Origin of the sequence: Paraburkholderia agricolaris (genome assembly GCF_009455635.1) — a bacterium.
Classification (GTDB): domain Bacteria; phylum Pseudomonadota; class Gammaproteobacteria; order Burkholderiales; family Burkholderiaceae; genus Paraburkholderia; species Paraburkholderia agricolaris.
Map to the genome: position 1 here is coordinate 3,174,986 of NZ_QPER01000002.1, position 18,036 is coordinate 3,193,021.

The 18,036-nt window shown below is 58.5% G+C and carries 17 protein-coding genes and 1 pseudogene; 11 read left to right on the forward strand and 7 right to left on the reverse strand.

Going from position 1 to position 18,036, the window contains the following annotated elements:
* Positions 1–2 precede the first annotated feature (2 nt).
* Together GH665_RS35475 and GH665_RS35480 are read right to left on the reverse strand one after the other, a co-directional pair.
* Complete coding sequence (locus GH665_RS35475; protein WP_153141711.1) at positions 3–1,241, reverse strand: CaiB/BaiF CoA transferase family protein; 1,239 nt, start codon at positions 1,239–1,241, stop codon at positions 3–5.
* A gap of 5 nt (positions 1,242–1,246) precedes the next feature.
* The gene (locus GH665_RS35480) at positions 1,247–2,434 is read right to left on the reverse strand and encodes an acyl-CoA dehydrogenase (RefSeq protein ID WP_153141712.1); all 1,188 of its coding nucleotides are present in this window, start codon (positions 2,432–2,434) and stop codon (positions 1,247–1,249) included.
* A gap of 125 nt (positions 2,435–2,559) precedes the next feature.
* Between GH665_RS35480 and GH665_RS35485 the strand changes: the two genes are divergently transcribed.
* Positions 2,560–3,510: a LysR substrate-binding domain-containing protein gene (locus tag GH665_RS35485; protein ID WP_153141713.1), complete on the forward strand. Its 951-nt coding sequence runs from the start codon at positions 2,560–2,562 to the stop codon at positions 3,508–3,510.
* A gap of 12 nt (positions 3,511–3,522) precedes the next feature.
* Here the strand turns inward: GH665_RS35485 and GH665_RS35490 are convergent, their stop codons facing one another.
* Together GH665_RS35490 and GH665_RS35495 are read right to left on the reverse strand one after the other, a co-directional pair.
* Positions 3,523–4,848, reverse strand: a complete 1,326-nt coding sequence (locus GH665_RS35490; RefSeq protein WP_153141714.1) for an MFS transporter — start codon at positions 4,846–4,848, stop codon at positions 3,523–3,525.
* Between the two features lie 440 nt (positions 4,849–5,288).
* Entirely contained in the window at positions 5,289–5,525 is a 237-nt protein-coding gene (locus tag GH665_RS35495) for a hypothetical protein (protein WP_153141715.1), read from the reverse strand.
* 86 nt (positions 5,526–5,611) lie between these two features.
* Here GH665_RS35495 and GH665_RS35500 point away from each other — a divergent pair, with 86 nt between their 5' ends.
* Entirely contained in the window at positions 5,612–5,866 is a 255-nt protein-coding gene (locus tag GH665_RS35500) for an SDR family NAD(P)-dependent oxidoreductase (RefSeq protein WP_408332596.1), read from the forward strand.
* A gap of 200 nt (positions 5,867–6,066) precedes the next feature.
* Here GH665_RS35500 and GH665_RS35505 read toward each other — a convergent pair whose 3' ends face one another.
* From GH665_RS35505 to GH665_RS35515, 3 genes are all read right to left on the reverse strand, one after another.
* On the reverse strand, positions 6,067–6,714 hold the full coding sequence (locus GH665_RS35505) for an RraA family protein (RefSeq protein ID WP_153141716.1): 648 nt from the start codon (positions 6,712–6,714) through the stop codon (positions 6,067–6,069).
* Positions 6,715–6,725: 11 nt separating this feature from the next.
* A complete protein-coding gene (locus GH665_RS35510) occupies positions 6,726–7,895 on the reverse strand; it encodes an enolase C-terminal domain-like protein (protein WP_153141717.1) in 1,170 nt (389 codons plus the stop codon).
* Positions 7,896–7,982: 87 nt separating this feature from the next.
* A complete protein-coding gene (locus tag GH665_RS35515) occupies positions 7,983–9,008 on the reverse strand; it encodes an ABC transporter substrate-binding protein (RefSeq protein WP_153141718.1) in 1,026 nt (341 codons plus the stop codon).
* A 260-nt stretch (positions 9,009–9,268) separates the two neighbouring features.
* On the opposite strand from GH665_RS35515, the gene GH665_RS35520 reads away from it, so the two are divergent.
* The 9 genes and pseudogenes from GH665_RS35520 to GH665_RS39325 all read left to right on the forward strand — a co-directional run.
* Positions 9,269–10,120 carry an ABC transporter permease gene (locus GH665_RS35520; protein ID WP_153141719.1) on the forward strand — a complete coding sequence of 284 codons (852 nt, stop codon included), beginning with the start codon at positions 9,269–9,271 and terminating at the stop codon, positions 10,118–10,120.
* A 1-nt stretch (position 10,121) separates the two neighbouring features.
* Complete coding sequence (locus tag GH665_RS35525; RefSeq protein WP_153141720.1) at positions 10,122–10,877, forward strand: ABC transporter ATP-binding protein; 756 nt, start codon at positions 10,122–10,124, stop codon at positions 10,875–10,877.
* A 21-nt stretch (positions 10,878–10,898) separates the two neighbouring features.
* Positions 10,899–11,624, forward strand: a complete 726-nt coding sequence (locus tag GH665_RS35530; RefSeq protein WP_153141721.1) for a GntR family transcriptional regulator — start codon at positions 10,899–10,901, stop codon at positions 11,622–11,624.
* Positions 11,621–12,403 carry an SDR family NAD(P)-dependent oxidoreductase gene (locus GH665_RS35535; RefSeq protein ID WP_153141722.1) on the forward strand — a complete coding sequence of 261 codons (783 nt, stop codon included), beginning with the start codon at positions 11,621–11,623 and terminating at the stop codon, positions 12,401–12,403. Before GH665_RS35530 ends, GH665_RS35535 begins: the two co-directional genes overlap by 4 nt.
* 65 nt (positions 12,404–12,468) lie before the next feature.
* Complete coding sequence (locus tag GH665_RS35540) at positions 12,469–13,323, forward strand: SMP-30/gluconolactonase/LRE family protein (protein WP_217361934.1); 855 nt, start codon at positions 12,469–12,471, stop codon at positions 13,321–13,323.
* A gap of 49 nt (positions 13,324–13,372) precedes the next feature.
* Positions 13,373–14,941, forward strand: coding sequence for an aldehyde dehydrogenase (NADP(+)) (locus tag GH665_RS35545; protein ID WP_153141724.1), 1,569 nt, complete (start codon positions 13,373–13,375; stop codon positions 14,939–14,941).
* 162 nt (positions 14,942–15,103) lie between these two features.
* Positions 15,104–16,210 carry a purine-nucleoside phosphorylase gene (locus tag GH665_RS35550; protein ID WP_153141725.1) on the forward strand — a complete coding sequence of 369 codons (1,107 nt, stop codon included), beginning with the start codon at positions 15,104–15,106 and terminating at the stop codon, positions 16,208–16,210.
* Positions 16,211–16,333: 123 nt separating this feature from the next.
* Positions 16,334–17,554: a porin gene (locus GH665_RS35555; protein ID WP_153141726.1), complete on the forward strand. Its 1,221-nt coding sequence runs from the start codon at positions 16,334–16,336 to the stop codon at positions 17,552–17,554.
* Between the two features lie 109 nt (positions 17,555–17,663).
* A pseudogene (locus tag GH665_RS39325) lies at positions 17,664–17,915 on the forward strand (hypothetical protein); the annotation flags it as partial.
* Positions 17,916–18,036 lie beyond the last annotated feature (121 nt).

Consider the following 18,036-nt stretch of genomic DNA (forward strand, 5'->3'; position numbering starts at 1 on the left):
TGTTATTTCGTGTTGCCGGCACCGATTTCATCCAGCTCGGCATCGGTCATCTTTAACCAGTCGGTCAGCACCTGTCTCGTGTGCTGACCAAGCGTCGGGGGAGCATGCCGATATTGCACGGGCGATTCGGACATCCGAATGGGATTGCCTACCAAAGGAAGCTGATCCGAGTGCGGATGCTCCATCTCGATCCGCATGTTCCGGGATTGCACTTGCGGATCGGCGAATACACGGTCAAGGCTGTTGATCGGACCACAGGGAACGCCAACTGCCTCCATGGCCTGTACCCAGAAGTCCGTGGTTTGGCCCATCGTGACGTCGCGAATCAGGGCGACCAGATCGCTCCGGTGCCTTACCCGTTGCGAGTTGGTGGCAAATCGCGCGTCCGTTGCCCACTGCGGGCAACCTAGCGTTTTGCACAGGTTCGCAAACTGGCCATCGTTGCCGACCGCGATAATCATGTATCCGTCGGCCGTGGGGAAGTCCTGATAAGGCACGATGTTCGGATGAGCGTTGCCCATTCTGTGCGGCGCGACGCCGCCAACGAGATAATTGGACGCTTGATTGGCGAGGCACGCGATCTGTACATCGAGCAGAGCGAGGTCGATATGTTGACCTTCACCCGAAACATCGCGGCGTTTGAGCGCCGCAAGTACCGCCACGCTCGCATACAGGCCGGTCAGAATATCGGTGAGCGCAACGCCGACCTTCAAGGGCCCGCCGCCCGCCTCGCTGTCTGCGCGGCCCGTCAGGCTCATGAGGCCACCCATGCCCTGAATCAGGAAGTCATAGCCCGCGCGATTAGCATACGGTCCCGTCTGGCCGAAGCCCGTGATAGAACAGTAGATAAGGCGAGGGTTCAGCTCACGCAAGCTTGCGTAGTCCAAACCGTATTGTTTGAGGCCACCCACCTTGAAATTTTCGAGCAGCACGTCAGCCTCGCAAGCGAGTCGCCTGACAAGCGCCCGGCCTTCTGGACTACCAAGGTCTAACGTCACCGAGCGTTTGTTGCGGTTGGCGCATAGGAAATAGGCCGCCTCGCCTTTCCGTTCGGTGTCCGGAGACTCCAGCCACGGTGGTCCCCACGCACGAGTGTCGTCACCGGCCCCCGGACGTTCAACCTTCACGACATCAGCGCCAAGGTCGGCGAGCAGTTGACCAGACCACGGACCCGCGAGGACACGCGAAAGGTCGAGTACGCGCAAGCCCGCGAGCGCGCCCGGCAGAAGTGAGGTATCCATAGTCGTCAGAATGCAGCAATGCCTGTCATGGCGCGTCCGAGGATGAGCGCGTGAATATCGTGCGTCCCTTCATAGGTATTCACGACCTCGAGGTTCACGAGGTGTCGTGCAACGCCAAACTCATCGCTGATGCCATTGCCGCCGAGCATGTCGCGTGCGGCGCGCGCGATGTCGAGCGCCTTGCCGCACGAATTGCGCTTCATCAGCGACGTAATCTCGTTAGACGCATTTCCCTCGTCTTTCAGGCGGCCGAGGCGTAGACAACCCTGCAGTCCGAGTGTGATTTCGGTCTGCATATCCGCCAGCTTCTTCTGGATCAGCTGATTCGCGGCCAATGGCTTGCCAAACTGGAACCGGTCGAGAACGTATTGAAGCGCACGATGCCAGCAGTCTTCGGCGGCCCCGAGCGCGCCCCATGCAATGCCGTAACGGGCGCTATTCAGGCAGGTAAATGGGCCCTTCAATCCACGCACCTCAGGAAATGCGTTTTCTTCGGGACAGAAAACGTCATCCATGACGATCTCGCCAGTAATTGAAGCTCGCAGACCTACCTTGCCATGGATCGCGGGGGCGGACAGGCCTTTCCAGCCCTTCTCGAGAACGAAGCCCCGAATCGCGCCTTCGTCGTCTTTTGCCCACACAACAAATACATCGGCGATGGGACTGTTGGTAATCCACATCTTGTTGCCCGTCAGTCGATAACCACCTTCGACTTTACGGGCTCGGGACAGCATGCCACCAGGGTCCGAACCGTGGTTTGGCTCAGTCAGGCCGAAGCAGCCAATCCACTCGCCACGGGCTAGTCTGGGCAGATACTTCGCTTTGGTTTCGGCGCTGCCGAACTCGTTGATCGGCACCATCACGAGCGACGACTGCACGCTAAGCATCGAGCGATAGCCGGAATCGACGCGCTCCACTTCGCGTGCAACCAAGCCGTAGCTGACGTAGTTGAGGCCGGCACCGCCGTATTCTTCAGGAATTGTCACGCCTAGCAGGCCGATTTCGCCCATCTCGCGGAAGATGGCAGGGTCGGTCCGTTCTTGCCGGAAGGCTTCCAGTACACGCGGTTCGAGTACTTTCTCGCAGTACGCCCGCGCGGATTCGCGCACAAGGCGCTCATCTTCGGTCAGCTGCTGCGATAGCAGGAGCGGGTCTTCCCAGTGGAAGGAAGCAGACTTGTGCTGGTTGCTCATTTTTTGTATCCAACAGTCATTGTTGAATTCGAATTTACCCGCTGAAAATCTACCTCACAAACGATTTGTTCTCAGTGACTTGTGCAACAATTGCACAAGTCCTTCAGCCGCCTTTAGCCCACGCCATGCGTAGAAAGATTCCCTCAACCGCAGCGCTTTGCGCCTTCGAGGCTGCAGCGCGGCATCGAAGCTTTACCAAAGCGGCCGACGACCTCTCGCTCACTCAGGGCGCCATCTGCCGCCAGATTGCTTCGCTCGAAAGTTTTCTCGGTTTGCGCCTGTTCCGTCGCGACGGGCGCGGGGTCGCTCTGACCGAGGCCGGCGCTGCGTACAGCCGCAAGGTTGCGTCGCGTCTCGATGAAATCGAGCGCGACACGTTGGACCTGATAACAGGCGGGGGTACCGGAGGAACACTGGAAATCGCGGTGGTGCCGACTTTCGCTACCAAGTGGCTGTTGCCGCGCATGAGTCACTTCATCGCGGTCCACCCGGAGATCAATATCAATCTGTCCACGCGAACGCGCCCGTTCCTGTTCGACGATACGGAATTCGATGCGGCGATTCACGCAAGCGCAAACTCATGGCCTGGCGCCACCAGCCACTTTTTGATGGATGAAAGCCTGATCGCGGTGAGCAGCCCGGATTGGAAGCCGCGCGGCAAACGGATGGCGACCGCGGACTGGAACAGATGCACGCTGCTGCAGCAGAGCACGCGACCCTATGCGTGGCGTGACTGGTTCGCCACGATGAACATCGAAGTTGAAGCGAGTACGTCTGGACCTCGCTTCGAGCTCTATTCCATGCAGACCGAGGCGGCTATCAACGGAATGGGAATCGCGCTCATACCCCGGCTGCTGATTGAGGACGAATTGCTACGCGGCGCCCTTGTGCCGATCGATACCCGCGAACTCCAGAGCGACCGATCCTATTACCTCACCTACCCCGCGCAGAAGGCGGACAGTAAGCCCCTGACGGTCTTTCGCGAGTGGGTGGAAACACAGGCCCAGGAATACCGAGAGGCAATGAAATCCGCGCGCCCCAACTCCGCACGGATGTCCCGTATCAGGGCAACCTGAAATACCTGGAGTTCAGGCGGATCCCACCGCCTCGCCGGGCGCAATCATATTGACGTCCGGCTTCTCCGCAGGGAGCAGGGCCGCGGAAATCAAGGTGCATAACGCCATCAATCCGAACATGATTGCAAGCGGCGCCCAATGAACACCGAACGACCTGATCACCCACAAGCCGACGAGTGGCGTGGTGCCGCCGAACACGGCGCTGCATAGTTGGTAGCTGATTGATATGCCGGTGTACCTGACCTGAACCGGAAAAGCCTTTGGCAGAAATGAAGCGAGTACCGCGTAGTAGCCACTGGTCAAAAGATTCGTGATCAAAATCGACACTTCAATGTATCGAATGTCCCTGGTGAAGATCAGCATCATCATCGGAGCAGACCAGAGGAAGATGATGGTCGTGATGGCAAGCAGATATCTGCGCTCACCGAACCGATGGGCGAGATAGGACCCGATTGGATATCCAATCAGTTGAACGATGCCGGTGTAGTTCATCACCTGGAGGATGGCCGGTCTGGCGATTCCCAGATACGTCGTCGTGACCGTTAGCATTAAGGTGGTGACGAAGTAGAAGCCGGCCACTGCCATCATCGTAAAGCCGACGCCGAGCACCACACGCCGTTTGTGCGACTTCAGAATCTCCAGGATAGGAGAACGTTTCGTCTCTCGGGCCGCTACGCTCGCCCTGTTTCGAAAATCGACAATCTCCGGACTCTCGCTGACACCATGTCGGATGATGAACGTGAGCAGCACCAGAACGGCGCTCGCGAGAAACGGAATCCGCCAACCCCATGTCCTGAAGTCGTCATGCGGAAGCGATGTAGCCCATTGGAACGCCAGCGAAGCAAGGATGAGCCCAATGGGATTGCCGTACTGGGGAGCCGCGGCAAGGAAAGTTCGCCACCGCGGGCTCGCGTGCTCCGCTGCAATCAACACGGCACCGCCCCACTCACCGCCAACCGCAATGCCTTGCGCGACGCGCAGAATCAGCAGCAGTACCGCGGCCCATGGCCCTATCTGGGCGTAGGTCGGCAATGCGCCAATAAGCGTACTTGCCAGCCCCATGACAAGGAGTGTGATGATTAGCGAATACCGCCGCCCGATTTTGTCACCCAGATATCCAAAGACCAGCGCCCCGAACGGGCGAGCGATGAAACCGACTGCGAAGGTCACTAGCGAGGCAAGCGTGCCAACGAACCGGTTGTTCGTCGCAAAGAAGATTTCGCCAAAAACGAGCGCTGCAGCTGTGCCGTAGCAGAACAGATCGTAGTATTCGACGGCCGAACCGAGGAACGCGGCTAACGCGGCGCGGCATGGTTGTCGCCTGGTGCGCTCTTCCATTTGATATTCCGTGCAAAAGGCAGTTTGGTGATAATGGACGAGTCGCCTGACAAGCTGGGTTGTCTGATCGGTGTCGCATAGAAAAACCGGCCAGCGTTCTTCCGGTGGAAATCGTAAGTAAGCACTTCACCGTTCGGAAGGTGATTTGCGGCCATCATTGAATGAAGGGAAATAGCGCTTGCAATATTCCTGGGCGACCTTGTTCCGATCCAAGGAACATCCCGGTGCCGATGGTGCATCACAGTGCAATGAGTTGGATGACAGACTGAAGTACTGGGCCACCCAGGCGGTGACGACGCACGGTATAGGTCCGCCCTCGCGCGCGTAGCCACGCGTCGCGGAACATCGGCTCCAACGTCATCCATTGCGCGTATGAAAATAGTCCGACGTTGGAGTAGCGCGATAAGCGACGAGATGGTGGCACTGAGCAAACCGATCAATCAGTGCCGCGAGGTCCGCTCCGGCCGGTGCGAGTGAATCGAACTCAGGTCGGCGAGCAGGACCCGGCTCGCGACATCGTTGGAGAATTTCTCCGCGCGCTGTTCATGAAATCCACCGCTGATACCGGTTTGCCGCTGCCATATGTGAGTCAGTTCGCGGAGTGCCGTAAAGGACCATGCAGCTTTCGCGTCCTGATCGTTGACCATCATGAACGAAGCCACGTCGTCCGTGAGCACGAGCCTGCGGACGACGTGGCACTGATGTCGGAATGGTGGTTGCCGGGATTGCCCATTAGGAACGCAAACAAATACGCTGGGATGACGTGCAGGGCACGCTGCTCGATCCGACTTTCAAAACGCCTGAGCAGGGCGCGGCAACCCAGGTGTGGGCGGCGACGTCGCCCCTCCTTGCGGGGCTTGGTGGTCTCTACTGCGAGGATTGTGATGTCGCGCGGGCGACCACTGGCGATGCGGATGCCGGCGTACACCCACACGCCATCGATCCGGAGCAGGCTGAACGCCTCTGGAAGCTGTCGGCGGAGCTGACGGGTGTCGACGCGTTCGCATCACGCGCTTGAACAGCGGAGGAGAGACTGAGAACGCCCCCTATCGCTAACGCCGGCTAGCGATAGGGGTAGACTTCTCGACCAGATTGCAGATTTCCTGCTTCGTGCTCCGGACACCCGAGGCAGCGCCCGCCGACCCTCACCCCAAAGTTAATGCCGAGTTCAAGAAACACAGCGCACATGCCTCACAACACAACAGCGACGCGCAGGCGTTAGAGCTCGTCCCACGACGTCACGTTATTGCTCATCACCATCTGCAACAGCTCGCCTTCCTGTTCGGCAATGCGTGTGGCCAGTTCGATCACCTTCTCGACCTGTGCATCCGGAACACAGACTACGCCACTTTCGTCGGCGACGATCCAGTCTTCGCGAGAAATGGACACACCGGAGATCGTGATCGTTTCGTTGATCGACCCGAAGGTGAATTCGTTACGGCTTCGTCGTGGGCAGACGCCCACTGCCCAGACCGGATAACCGACCTGTCTGATTTCGTCGATGTCTCGGCACGTTCCCCACATAATGGTGCCGGCAACACCGCGACGTTGCGCGAGGCGCGAGGCCAGTCCGCCCCACGCTGACGCATAGTTGGCGCCCTGCAGATCCATCACAACGACATCTCCCGTCTGCATCGTCTGCAGAACTTGCTCCAATGGCTTGCCGACACCGCCACCGAATCTATAGGCGGCCGGGTCCTTCGACTTGGGCAGAAGCTTGACAGGCATCGCCCTTCCCACGATCCTCCCCTGTCCGACGCGTTGAGCCGACAAACCCGGTAACACGCCGGCGATCCCGAGTTCATCCAGTGCGTCCGACAGTTCGGACGTTGCGAATTCTGCCAGTCTGGCGCTTGTTGCGTTCATAGTTATGCTCCTTAGTTGAAGATCTTGCCGTCGACCTGGTGTGCCCGAATGAAGTCCCAGTCGTACACGACTCCAAAGCCCGGCCCTTCGGGGACCGCGACCATGCCGTCGGCGTCGATTGCCGTGAGGCCGTCGCGGTATCCGCACGCGTAGATCTCCTGGCATCGGCCGATCTGAGGTGTTTTCGGATGGACGAGCGACATCTCGTAGTAATTTGAGTTGCGCAGTGCAGACATCAGATGCCGGTGCATCGGCCCAGGTCCGTGGATCTCCACATCGAGACCGAATCCCTCTGCGGCATGTGCGATCTTCATCGCGCCAGTAATGCCGCCGTCGTATTCGGCATCGGTACGTACGATGTCGGTTCCACCAGCCACAATAAAGTTCACGTGCTCCTCCACACCACGGATATGTTCCGTCTGGCACAGCGGCGTCTTCAGCTTCTCGCGAAGCATCCTGTGAGAGAAGGAGGAAATGCCGGTATCGCGATACGGGTCCTCATACCAAAGATAATTAGCCTCATCGCACGCTCGCCCCACCTCCAGCGCTTCGGTGAACGTCTGGAGCTTGCACGCCGGATCCAGCATCAGATGCATGTCGTCACCGACTGCCTTGCGCACGGCCAGAATGGTTCGTGTCAGCTCTCTGACGGAGTAGTCGTCCCAGACGTGCAATTTGTAACCCTGATAGCCGAGCGACTTGCATTGCACCGCGAATTCGGCAAACGCTTCAGGACTATCGAGACCACCGTTGCGATCGCCTGACATGGTGGACGCGTAGGCAGGCAGACGCTTGCGCCATCCGCCGAGAAGCTCGGACACGGACGCGCCGTAGTATTTTCCGGCCAGATCCCAGAGCGGCAGATCGACCATCCCCATGCCCATCTTGTCGAACTTGCGCAGACACCGTTTCAGATCGTTGTAGATAAGCTCCCGCTGGAGCGGACTCTTGCCGATCAGCGTGTCCGCGAACTTGTTCATCTGGGCGAGCCCGACGGCGTCGCCACCGACGTACTCACCGACGAGTCCGTCGTCGCAAACGATACGAACGCCGTATGCCTTGACTGACTTCGTGCCGCCAGGCTGATAAACCAGGCTGTACCCGGCAGTGTCGACACCCAGATCGGGTAGCTTGAACTGGGAGACGACGACTTCAATGGAATGAACAATTGGCTTGGTCATGGATGGTTTGAAAGAAGATCAACAAACAAGGATCAGGGTGGAGAGAACCGGACGCAGTGAGCCGCTACACAACGCGCGCCACAGCGCTCATGGGCAATGCATACCCAATCCGGCGCTGAGCGCCTTGGGATTGAGAAACTCTGAGAACCGGGCAGGGTTGGTAATTTGACCGGTTCGCATGTAAAAGGCCTTCGCCTGAGATAGAACCATTGAAAGCCCCTTGCCGGTGTCGGCCGCGCACATCGAAATGGCCGTACCTGGCGTGACGTTGTCCCGCAGAGAGGGGAACTTCGCAAGCTGGAATGATGCTTTAGCCGTGCTCTCGGGCATGCCGGTTACCTGAACGGCGGTTCTGATAATCGCGTCGCGATTGGCGGGAATAGTGGAACGGGCCTGATCCAGCACCGTCAAAAAGCGGGCCAGCGCTGCTTCGTGACCTTCCGCCCAGTTCTGATTCGCTGCAAACCCGTCCCAACTCCAACCGCCCCCGGGAGCGTCTTTCGGGGAGGTAAGCACGGCGCCACCGCGACTTTCGATCTCGGTGGTGAAGGGCGGCCACGCGTACATCGCGTCGACCGTGTGATTGTTCAGCGCCGCGACAGCCTGCGGCGGTGCGAGATTGACCAGTTCAACGTCAGATTCCTTCACGCCGTTGGCATCAAGCCAGGCGAGGAAAGGCGCATGAACGACCGTATAGAAAGGCAGAGCGACCTTCTTGCCTTTTAGATCCGCGGCGGTACGGATTCCTCTCTGCGGAAAGCCGACGAGCGCATCATTGCCGTTGAAGTCGCCGATGGTCGCGACCCACTGAACCGGTGCGCCGCTGGAGCGGATCGCATAGAAAGTCGTCGCGGCGCCCCATGCGAGATCGACAACGCCGCTCTTGAGCGCCGCTGTCTGCGCGGGACCCGTCGTAAAGGTGACCAGCTGAACGTCCAGGCCGCTTTTCTTGAAAAGCCCTTGCGCAATGGCGTTCCATAGCGTGCTGATCATGACGGGCTGCACACCAACCCGGATAGTCATGGGCGGAGCCTGTGAGAACGCTGGCGTTAATAAGGATAGCAAACCAATACCAATCATCAGGTTTCGAAAGCAGACGGTCAGACGAGACATGAAAGTATTCCTCGGGGTGGAGTGACCGCGTTACGCGCTGGATCCATCTGGACTGCCACGGCACGGACATCACTGGTCCATATTACATGTAGATTTACTTGAAGCAAAGCATGAATCATGAGGGTTTACGCCTAAAACAGCGCAATAAGCCGGAATTCATCAGAAACCTCATGTTGATAATCGGCAAATCTACATGTAGACTGGGTGCGAACACATAGAACGATCCCTGCATTCATAGTCAGCAATGAGGATAAAGAAAGATGGAGACAAAGCATCCCGCTGTCGCCGTGCCGCCCGGTGCACCGACATCACGTTCTGAAACCCGGGCCGTGCGACGACGTCACCGGCCGGAACATCATTACCGGCTCGTTAGCGCGGCAAGCGTCGCCATGGCGGTCCTGGTGTGGTTTATTCTCACCAATACGGTCGCGCGCAACGCCGACGGCTTTCCGTCGCCGCAGCTTCTCGCTTTGACGTTCCTCGATCTGGTGTACCACGGCTACACGGGCAAGCCACTGTGGGCTCACGTATTGACCAGTCTCAGCGAGACACTGGGCGGCTTCACACTCGCGGTCGCCGTGGGTGTGCCGGTCGGTTTGGTGGTCGGCTACTACCGGATGGCCCGGGCCATCGCCATGCCGTTCATTGATTTCATGCGTCCGATTCCTCCGATCTCACTCGTTACGATCTTCGTTTTTTACTTCGGCATCGGCTTTGGCTCGAAAGTGGCGCTCATTTTCCTGACGGGCTTCTGGTTCATGATCCTGGCGACTACCGAAGGGGTGCGTAGTTTGCCCAAAGACTATTATCGCGCGGCAAAAAGCATGGGAATGCGACCTGGCCAGATCTTCCGGATGGTCGTCCTGCCGGGCGCGCTGCCGTCAATACTGACCGGCATGCGAACAACGCTGTCCATCTCGTGGGCACTTGTGGTGGCCGCCGAACTCATTGCGTCCCAGGTCGGCCTCGGCTACATGATCACCGACGCTTCGAACTTCTATAAGTTGCCCATCGTATACGTCGTCGTTCTAATCATCGCCACGTTCGGCTTCATCATGGACCGCACGGTCGTGGCCATCAACCATCGCGTATTGCACTGGCAGGGGAAGTAACATGGGTGGCGCAAACATCAGTTTCCGGAATATCGTTAAGTTCTTCGAGGCAGACCAACGTCCTGTTCTGAATAGCGTCAACCTCGAAATCAAGGCCAGCGAGGTGATCTGCATCGTCGGCCCGTCGGGCTGCGGCAAGACGACCTTGCTGAACGTACTGGCGGGTTTTGAACAGATATCGCACGGCGCGTGCGACGTCGACGGCCGCGCGGTGGCCGGTGCCGGGCCGGATCGCGGCTTCGTGTTCCAGAAACCGACGCTCTATCCGTGGATGACGATGTGGCAGAACGTGACCCTGGGAGCGCGGGTCGCGGGTCGCCGCGAGCGGCAATATCGTGCAGGCGCGGAGAACCTGCTCCAGCAGACCGGTTTGACGGATTACGTCCGGCATTTCCCTTACCAGATTTCAGGCGGGATGGCACAACGTGCCCAACTGGTCAGAGTGCTGCTGTCCGAGCCGAAGGTCATGCTGATGGACGAGCCGTTCGGTGCACTCGATTACCAGACGCGGCTCTCAATGCATCGATTGTTGATGGAGCTGCACGGGAAGCACAAACCAACCATCGTATTCATTACGCACGATGTCGACGAAGCGGTGTTTCTTGCTGACCGCGTGATCGTCATGAGCCAGCGGCCGGGTACAGTCATCGCAGACCTTAAAATAGACCTTCCCCGTCCGAGGGCGCTTCATGAAGTGGCGACACCGCAGTTTGGCGCCTATAAGGAAGAAATTTTGAGCCTGCTTGGATTCCATTAACAGCGACAGAGGCCCCTTACCATGCTCGCCCCTTTCACCACGCTGAACGTTCAACCCGGCGAACGCATCGCAGACGCCGTCTATGCAATGCTGCGACGCGCCATTGTCCGGCACGAGATCGCGACCGGGGCGCATCTGAGCGTACCGGCGCTTGCTGCTCAGCTTGGCACCAGTAGAAGCCCTGTTCACGAGGCCATCAAGCGGCTCGTGCAGGAAGGGTTGGCGACCGAAGAACCCAGAAGAGGTGCGTTCGTCACCGTGTACAGTGCGCCGGCCCTGGTACCGCTCTATGAAGTGCGATGCGCGCTGGAAAGCATGGCGGCCGCATTGGCCGCAGAACGCGCGTCGGAGGACGTGATACAGAATCTCAAGACAATTCTGGATGCCGAAGCGGATGCGATCGCCAGGGACGACATGGAAAAACACATCGACATCGATATGCAATTTCATCAGTTGCTGCTCAAGGCGGCGGCCAATCCGACGCTCGATGAGATGCTGGGCGGGATCTATGAGCGCATCCACACAGCCATGATCTCCCGCGTGATCCCGACCGGTCCGGATCAGGCGCTGGACGATCATCGCGCGATATGGAAGGCCATTGCCGCGCGCGACAGTGCCGCCGCAGGACGGGCGGCGAGTGCCCATGTGATGCGGGTTTGCAGCATGCTGGCAGCACAACGGGCCGCGGCGTTTCTTGACTACGGCGTCTCTGACAAGCCGCTGACTTCAGGGAAGTTTCAAGCATGACAGATCAACCCAAGTTCGCCACCTATCCTTCGCTCAAGGGCAAGCGCGTGCTTGTCACCGGCGGCGCAAGCGGCATAGGGGCAGACCTCGTCACTCAGTTTTGCGCGCAAGGCGCAAATGTGGCATTCCTGGACATCGATAATACGGCGGCTGAGTCGCTGCTCGCCCAGCTTCGAGACAAAGGTCTCCCCGGCGCCTGCTACGCACACTGCGACTTGCGCGACATCCAGGTCTTGCGCCGGAAAATCGCCACCGTGGAGCGTCAACTCGGCGGGATCGACGTCCTCGTAAACAATGCCGCGCGCGATGACCGGCACAGCCTGGACAGCCTTGAGCCGGACTATTGGGACGAAAGCCTGCAGGTGAACCTGCGGCATCAGATCTTTGCATCGCAGGCGGTCGCCAAAGGGATGCGAACCGCGGGAGGCGGCTCAATCATCATGTTCGGTTCCGTGACGTGGATGCGAGGACGACCCGGTTTCATCGGCTATACGAGCTCAAAGGCCGCAATCAATGGCGCAACGCGAACGATGGCGCGCGAACTGGGTGACGACAATATCCGGGTTAACTGCGTGCTGCCAGGTCTCGTGCTGACGCAGCGCGCCCAGGATCTGTGGTTCTCACCTGAACAGGTCGAAGAGTTTGTTCAGACCCAGGCACTCGGGTATCCGCTCGCGCCGCCCGACATATCGCGAATGGTGCTTTTTCTGGCCGCCGACGATAGCCGCGGCTGCACCGGACAGAATTTCATCGTCGACGCGGGCGTCACGCTGAACTGAGCGCGGCGGCTTTTCCACTCTTGTCAATTTTTATCCATTCTCCAATGGAAAGTCTCTTTACGTGTGTGCTGGATGCCGCGGCCGAATTGGGTGAATGCCCGGTCTGGTCGGCCAAAGACAATGCGCTCTATTGGGTCGACATCAAGCGGCCGTCACTCAACCGGTTTGATCCGTCCGCGCGGACGAATCACGTTATGCCGATGCCTACCGAAATCGGTAGCTTTACGTTACGAAAGAAAGCTGGATTCGTGCTGGCGCTGAAAGATGGCATCTGGCTTGCCAACGCTGCCGGAGAGCTGCAGGAAAAGGTGGCAGACGCGCCTTTCACCGGCGAGGCGCATCGGTTTAACGACGGCAAATGTGATCGCCAGGGCCGATTTCTGGTCGGTTCAATGAACGAACGACGTGACGCATCCGATGGCGGGTTGTGGCGGCTCGACCATGATCTTCGCCTCACGCAGCTATTCGGCGATCTGATGGTCAGCAATGCACTTGCCTGGAGTCCCGATGGCCGAACGATGTACCACGCCGACACCGCAACACTCACGGTTTCGACCTATTCGTACGAAACGTCGACAGGCACGCCGGTCGATCGCAAGCGGTTTGCGAGCTGGGACGCCGAAGACGATCGGCCAGACGGTGCCACGGTGGACCAGCAAGGCAACTACTGGTTGGCCCTTTATCGGGGCGGCCGCATCGTCACGTTGTCGGCGCAGGGACAACTGCTTGCCGAGTATCCCCTGCCCGCGCGGTGCCCAACGATGTGCGCATTCGGTGGCCCCGATCTGCGCACGCTGTACGTGACAACCAGTCGTCACGGCCGCTCCACTAGTGAGTTACGCGAACTGCCGCAGTCCGGCGGATTGTTTGCGATGCGGACGTCCGTTCCCGGCATTCCAGAGCCGCGCTTTGGAATCTGAGGTCCGCCGTACCGGATGAAGAGCGTACGAAAAACTGACTAAAGGCGATATGACTATCACTGGCGAAATGCTGATCGACGGCGAAGCTGTAACGGGCAACGGGGATGCATTTTATGCATTGAATCCCACTACTGGCGCGCAAATGGAACCCGCCTTTCGCAGTGGCGGCGTGACTGACGTTGCGCGTGCGTGCGAGCTAGGGCGGCAAGCGTTCAATCTCTACCGCAACACCAGTCTGGAAACGCGAGCCGCGTTGCTTGAATCGATTGCGTCGAACCTCGAGGCGGCGGGGAACGAACTGGTCGAGCGCGCGATGGCCGAAACGGGGCTGGCCCGTCCTCGTCTGGAGGGCGAGTTGGCGCGCACGGCACGGCAGCTACGCATGTTCGCAGGCGTAGTGCGTAAAGGTCACTGGCTGAATGCAACACTGGACTCGGCGTCGGGAGCCGCACCCGATCTGCGCATGCGGATGATCGCGTTGGGTCCGGTGGCGGTATTCGGTGCAAGCAACTTCCCGCTCGCGTTTTCTGTCGCAGGCGGCGATACCGCTTCCGCACTGGCGGCGGGCTGCCCTGTGATTGTGAAGGCGCATCCCGCCCACCCCGGCACGTCGGAAATCGCGGGGCGGGCGATCCAGGCCGCAGTCGCCAGCGCAGGCTTGCCACACGGCGTGTTCTCCATGCTGGTCGACCACGGGCATGCCATCGGTGAAGAACTGGTTCGCCATTCTGCGATCAAGGCGGTAGGGTTCACGGGCTCGCGCTCCGGTGGCATCGCGTTGTCCCGCATCGCCGCCAACCGGCCCGAGCCGATTCCTGTTTACGCCGAGATGAGCAGCACCAATCCGGTATTCCTGCTGCCTGGCGCGCTGCGCGCCGGGGGCGTGCAACTAGCGACGGGTTTCGCCGACTCCCTGACGGCAAGCGCGGGCCAGTTCTGCACCAACCCAGGTCTTGTATTGGCGATCGCAGGTGCCGACACTGACGCGTGGAAACTGGCCGTCTCTGCTGCGATCGTGGGCCGTCCCGCCGCGACGATGTTGACACCTGGCATCCACGCAGCATACGAGGCCGGAATCGCGCGACTCGACGGCATGCACGGCGTGAGGCGGTTGGCTCACGGCGTCACGCCTGCGTCGTCCTGTCAGGCTCGCGCCGCACTCTACGAAACCACCGCTGACGCTTTCCTCGCTGACAAACAGATCCAGAACGAAGTATTCGGGCCATCGTCCGTGATCGTGATTTGCCGCGATAGCGCCCATATGCTTGCTGTCGCGCAGGCGCTGGAAGGACAGCTCACCGCCACCGTGCACGCCGAGCTGCAGGTCGATGCCGCACTCGCGCAGCTATTGCTTTCGTGCCTCGAATTGAAGGCCGGGCGAGTGTTGATCAATGGCTTTCCAACCGGTGTGGAAGTCTGCCATGCCATGGTGCATGGCGGTCCGTTTCCGTCCACCTCCGACGGTCGAACGACGTCCGTCGGTGCTGGCGCGATCGATCGCTTCCTGCGCCCCGTCTGCTATCAGAACGTTCCCGATTCATGGTTGCCCGAGGCACTGCAGGATGCCAATCCGCTCAATCTCTGGCGCCTGAAGGATGGGGAGCGGGTCAACGGCTGAACGACTTGTGATACGTATCGGTTCCCGGCTAGCAGACATCGGGATACGAGCGATCTAAAAGACATTGGGCCGCGATTTGCAAGTCGCTTAGTCGGTCAATGAAATATACAAAAATTAATAATTAGTATTACAAATCACTAAATCAGAAAAGGAGACGCGCCAATGACTCTTAACCTATTCAACAATGGCATCCACTCGCTTGTTCGTAGATGGCGCCGCGGATTGACGTTCGTCGTACTTGCGTCATCAGCGACGGTCGCGCACGGGCAATCACCGAAAATCCCGATTCGCGTTGTTGTGGTGACGACATTCGAGGTCGGAAATGACACAGGAGACCGACCAGGCGAATTACAAAACTGGGCAGGGAAATTCCCGTTGCCCGATTCGCTTCCGCTCACTGATACGTACTTTGGTCATCTACGATACAACCCCGATCTGCAGGTACTCGCAGTCGTCACGGGACAAGGCCCTCAGCGTACCGCTGCGACCATTACTGCACTGGGCCAGGATCCGCGATTTGATCTCTCGCATGCCTATTTCGTTCTTGCCGGGATTGCAGGCGTAGACCCTAACGCCGGCACCGTTGGGTCTGCCTTTTGGGCTTCGTACGTCGTCGACGGAAGTATCGGCCATGAAATCGATGCTCGCGAAATACCGCCGGATTGGCCCAATGGATTTACGCCGGTACATCATGATCACCCGAACTTCCAGCCAGTTCCCGATCCCAACACGATGTTTGGCGACAACCTGTTCAAGTTAAATCCGAGCCTGGTTGCATGGGCTTACGCGAAGACGAAAGACGTCAAACTCCAAGACAATGCCGCGCTGCAAGCGATACGCGGGCGATACACGGGATTCCCGGAAGCGCAGAAACCGCCGTCGGTGATGAGAGGGGACGTCATTGCAACCCCAATCTGGTGGATCGGAGAAAAGATGAACTCGTGGGCAGAGGGTTGGGTTAAGTACTGGACGCACGATCAAGGATCTCTTGCTACTACGGCAAACGAGGATGCAGGGTTTATGGAAGCAATGAGCTTCCTTGCCAAGAGCAAGAAGGTGGACATGAACCGTATTCTCATTTTGCGAACGGCTGCCAATTTCGACATGCAGCATCCGGGGCAAACGGCTGCCGAGTTGCTCGCGGGAGAGAGTAAGCAAGGGTCGCTATCAGGGTACATACCTTCATTGAATGCGGCGTACGAGGTCGGCAACGTCGTTGTGCGGGAACTCGCGGAACACTGGGGAAAATTCGAGAACGATGTTCCTTGAATTTGTCGTGTGATGTCGCTGCTCAAACAGATTTAGTGTAGCCATATATAAAAGCAGTCGATTCTTATCAAATTTCTTATTTTATTGACGATAAGTATTCCTACAAATTTTATAGATTGAACCATGAGGAGATTGATCGTGGAACGAAAATTCTCGCAATCGGCACTTGCCATTGCAGCAATGTTAGCCGCAGTTCCGTCCTTTGCGCAGAGCAGCGTAACGCTGTACGGCGTTGTTGATAATTCAATCCTATACCAAAGCAGCCAGACATCACTGGGATCGACGTCGGGCGGCCACTCCGTCGTTAAGCTTCAGACAGCCATGCTGCAAGGCAGCGGGTTCGGAATGCTGGGCGTCGAGGATCTTGGGGGCGGGACAAAGGCGATCTTTAAGCTTGACGCGTTGTTCAACGCGAACACCGGCGCGCAAGCGTATGGCGGGGCGGGTTTCAACAGACAATCGTGGGTGGGGTTCACGAATCCACAGTACGGGAAAATCACAGTCGGCAGACAGTATTCGCCGTATTTTTCTCTTCTGGTACCGTACAACCCGGTCAATTACCTTGGCGGGTTCGTCGGCGCTCATCCAGGTGACGTCGACGCGATGGATACCATCTGGCGGGTGAACAGTTCCGTTGCTTATATCTCTCCCCAGTTTGCCGGTTTTACTATCGGGGGAATGTACGCATTTGGCGGCGTTGCCGGCAGCGTGAATAGCGGGTCTACCTGGAGCGGCGCAGTACAGTATGCTGCCGGCCCTGTCGGCATTGCAGCAGGGGTTCTACGAATTAATAACTCCACTGCCGGCGGGGGAGCGTACGGGACAGCTTCGACGGTTAACTCCAACGGGGAAGTTGGAATATCGGCCGTTACAAACGGCTATCAGACGGCTCAGGCACAGCAGCGCGTCGCCGTGGCTGCCGGATACACGTTCAACTCGGCATGGGATGTATCGGCAACGTACGCGAATGTTCAATACATACCCGGTATTCGATCAGCGTTCACCAGTACTGCCACATTTAATGTCGCTGGCGCCGTTCTTCATTGGCATCCGCAGTCGTCGATAGATCTGGCGGCTTCGTACAGCTATACGCGCGCCACCGCATCGAACGGTATCAGCGATCCGGCGCAATATCATCAAGGCGTACTGTTTGAGTCATACAGCGTGAGCAAGAACACGGTCCTTTACGCGCTTCAGGCCTTCCAGCGTAGTAGCGGAAAGACACTTGGAACGGCAGGCGCCGGAGATTTCATCAACGCCACCGCGACGATCGGAGACGGTTTGTCGCCGTCCTCGTCTCGCAGTCAGCTGGCCGCCAGCATTGGCGTAGTGCACCGCTTCTGAAGTTTGCGAGAACTACTTCTTGTGTGCGATTGTCTGACGGTATTCTCCAATCAATTAGCGGTTGTCGGGGCACTGTCACGCTGAGGAGATGGTCGAGTAAGCTCGTGGGATGAAGAATGCAAACTGGCTTTACCACGGTCATAGCTTTCCGACGGTAGTCATCAGTTGCGCCGTACGCTGGTATTTCAGGTTTCAGCTCAGCCTGCGTGATGTCGAGGAACTGCGGTTCGAGCGCGGGGTTATCGTCAAGCACGCTTTCGTCAAAGCCAGCGCGCGGGTCAATAACCGGACGGAAAACGGCCCTCAGCCCACGCGCGAACGCGAGCGACGCATGCGTGGCTTCCGCGATCTTAAACGTACGTAGGATCTCGATTGCCGCGTCGCCCCGGCCGCGCCACAGCTTGTCGCGCACGCGGTTTATTAGCCGCTCGCATCGCCGCACCACCACCGGTCGGTAGTAGAGAGGAAAAGTGTATGCGCAG

Coding starts and splice junctions, on each gene's coding strand:
- GH665_RS35490 (WP_153141714.1), bottom strand. CDS start 4,848: ATGGAAGAGCGCACCAGGCGACAACCATGCCGCGCCGCGTTAGCCGCG.
- GH665_RS35485 (WP_153141713.1), top strand. CDS start 2,560: ATGCGTAGAAAGATTCCCTCAACCGCAGCGCTTTGCGCCTTCGAGGCT.
- GH665_RS35530 (WP_153141721.1), top strand. CDS start 10,899: ATGCTCGCCCCTTTCACCACGCTGAACGTTCAACCCGGCGAACGCATC.
- GH665_RS35505 (WP_153141716.1), bottom strand. CDS start 6,714: ATGAACGCAACAAGCGCCAGACTGGCAGAATTCGCAACGTCCGAACTG.
- GH665_RS35525 (WP_153141720.1), top strand. CDS start 10,122: ATGGGTGGCGCAAACATCAGTTTCCGGAATATCGTTAAGTTCTTCGAG.
- GH665_RS35480 (WP_153141712.1), bottom strand. CDS start 2,434: ATGAGCAACCAGCACAAGTCTGCTTCCTTCCACTGGGAAGACCCGCTC.
- GH665_RS35515 (WP_153141718.1), bottom strand. CDS start 9,008: ATGTCTCGTCTGACCGTCTGCTTTCGAAACCTGATGATTGGTATTGGT.
- GH665_RS35550 (WP_153141725.1), top strand. CDS start 15,104: ATGACTCTTAACCTATTCAACAATGGCATCCACTCGCTTGTTCGTAGA.
- GH665_RS35510 (WP_153141717.1), bottom strand. CDS start 7,895: ATGACCAAGCCAATTGTTCATTCCATTGAAGTCGTCGTCTCCCAGTTC.
- GH665_RS35475 (WP_153141711.1), bottom strand. CDS start 1,241: ATGGATACCTCACTTCTGCCGGGCGCGCTCGCGGGCTTGCGCGTACTC.
- GH665_RS35555 (WP_153141726.1), top strand. CDS start 16,334: ATGAGGAGATTGATCGTGGAACGAAAATTCTCGCAATCGGCACTTGCC.
- GH665_RS35520 (WP_153141719.1), top strand. CDS start 9,269: ATGGAGACAAAGCATCCCGCTGTCGCCGTGCCGCCCGGTGCACCGACA.
- GH665_RS35535 (WP_153141722.1), top strand. CDS start 11,621: ATGACAGATCAACCCAAGTTCGCCACCTATCCTTCGCTCAAGGGCAAG.
- GH665_RS35545 (WP_153141724.1), top strand. CDS start 13,373: ATGACTATCACTGGCGAAATGCTGATCGACGGCGAAGCTGTAACGGGC.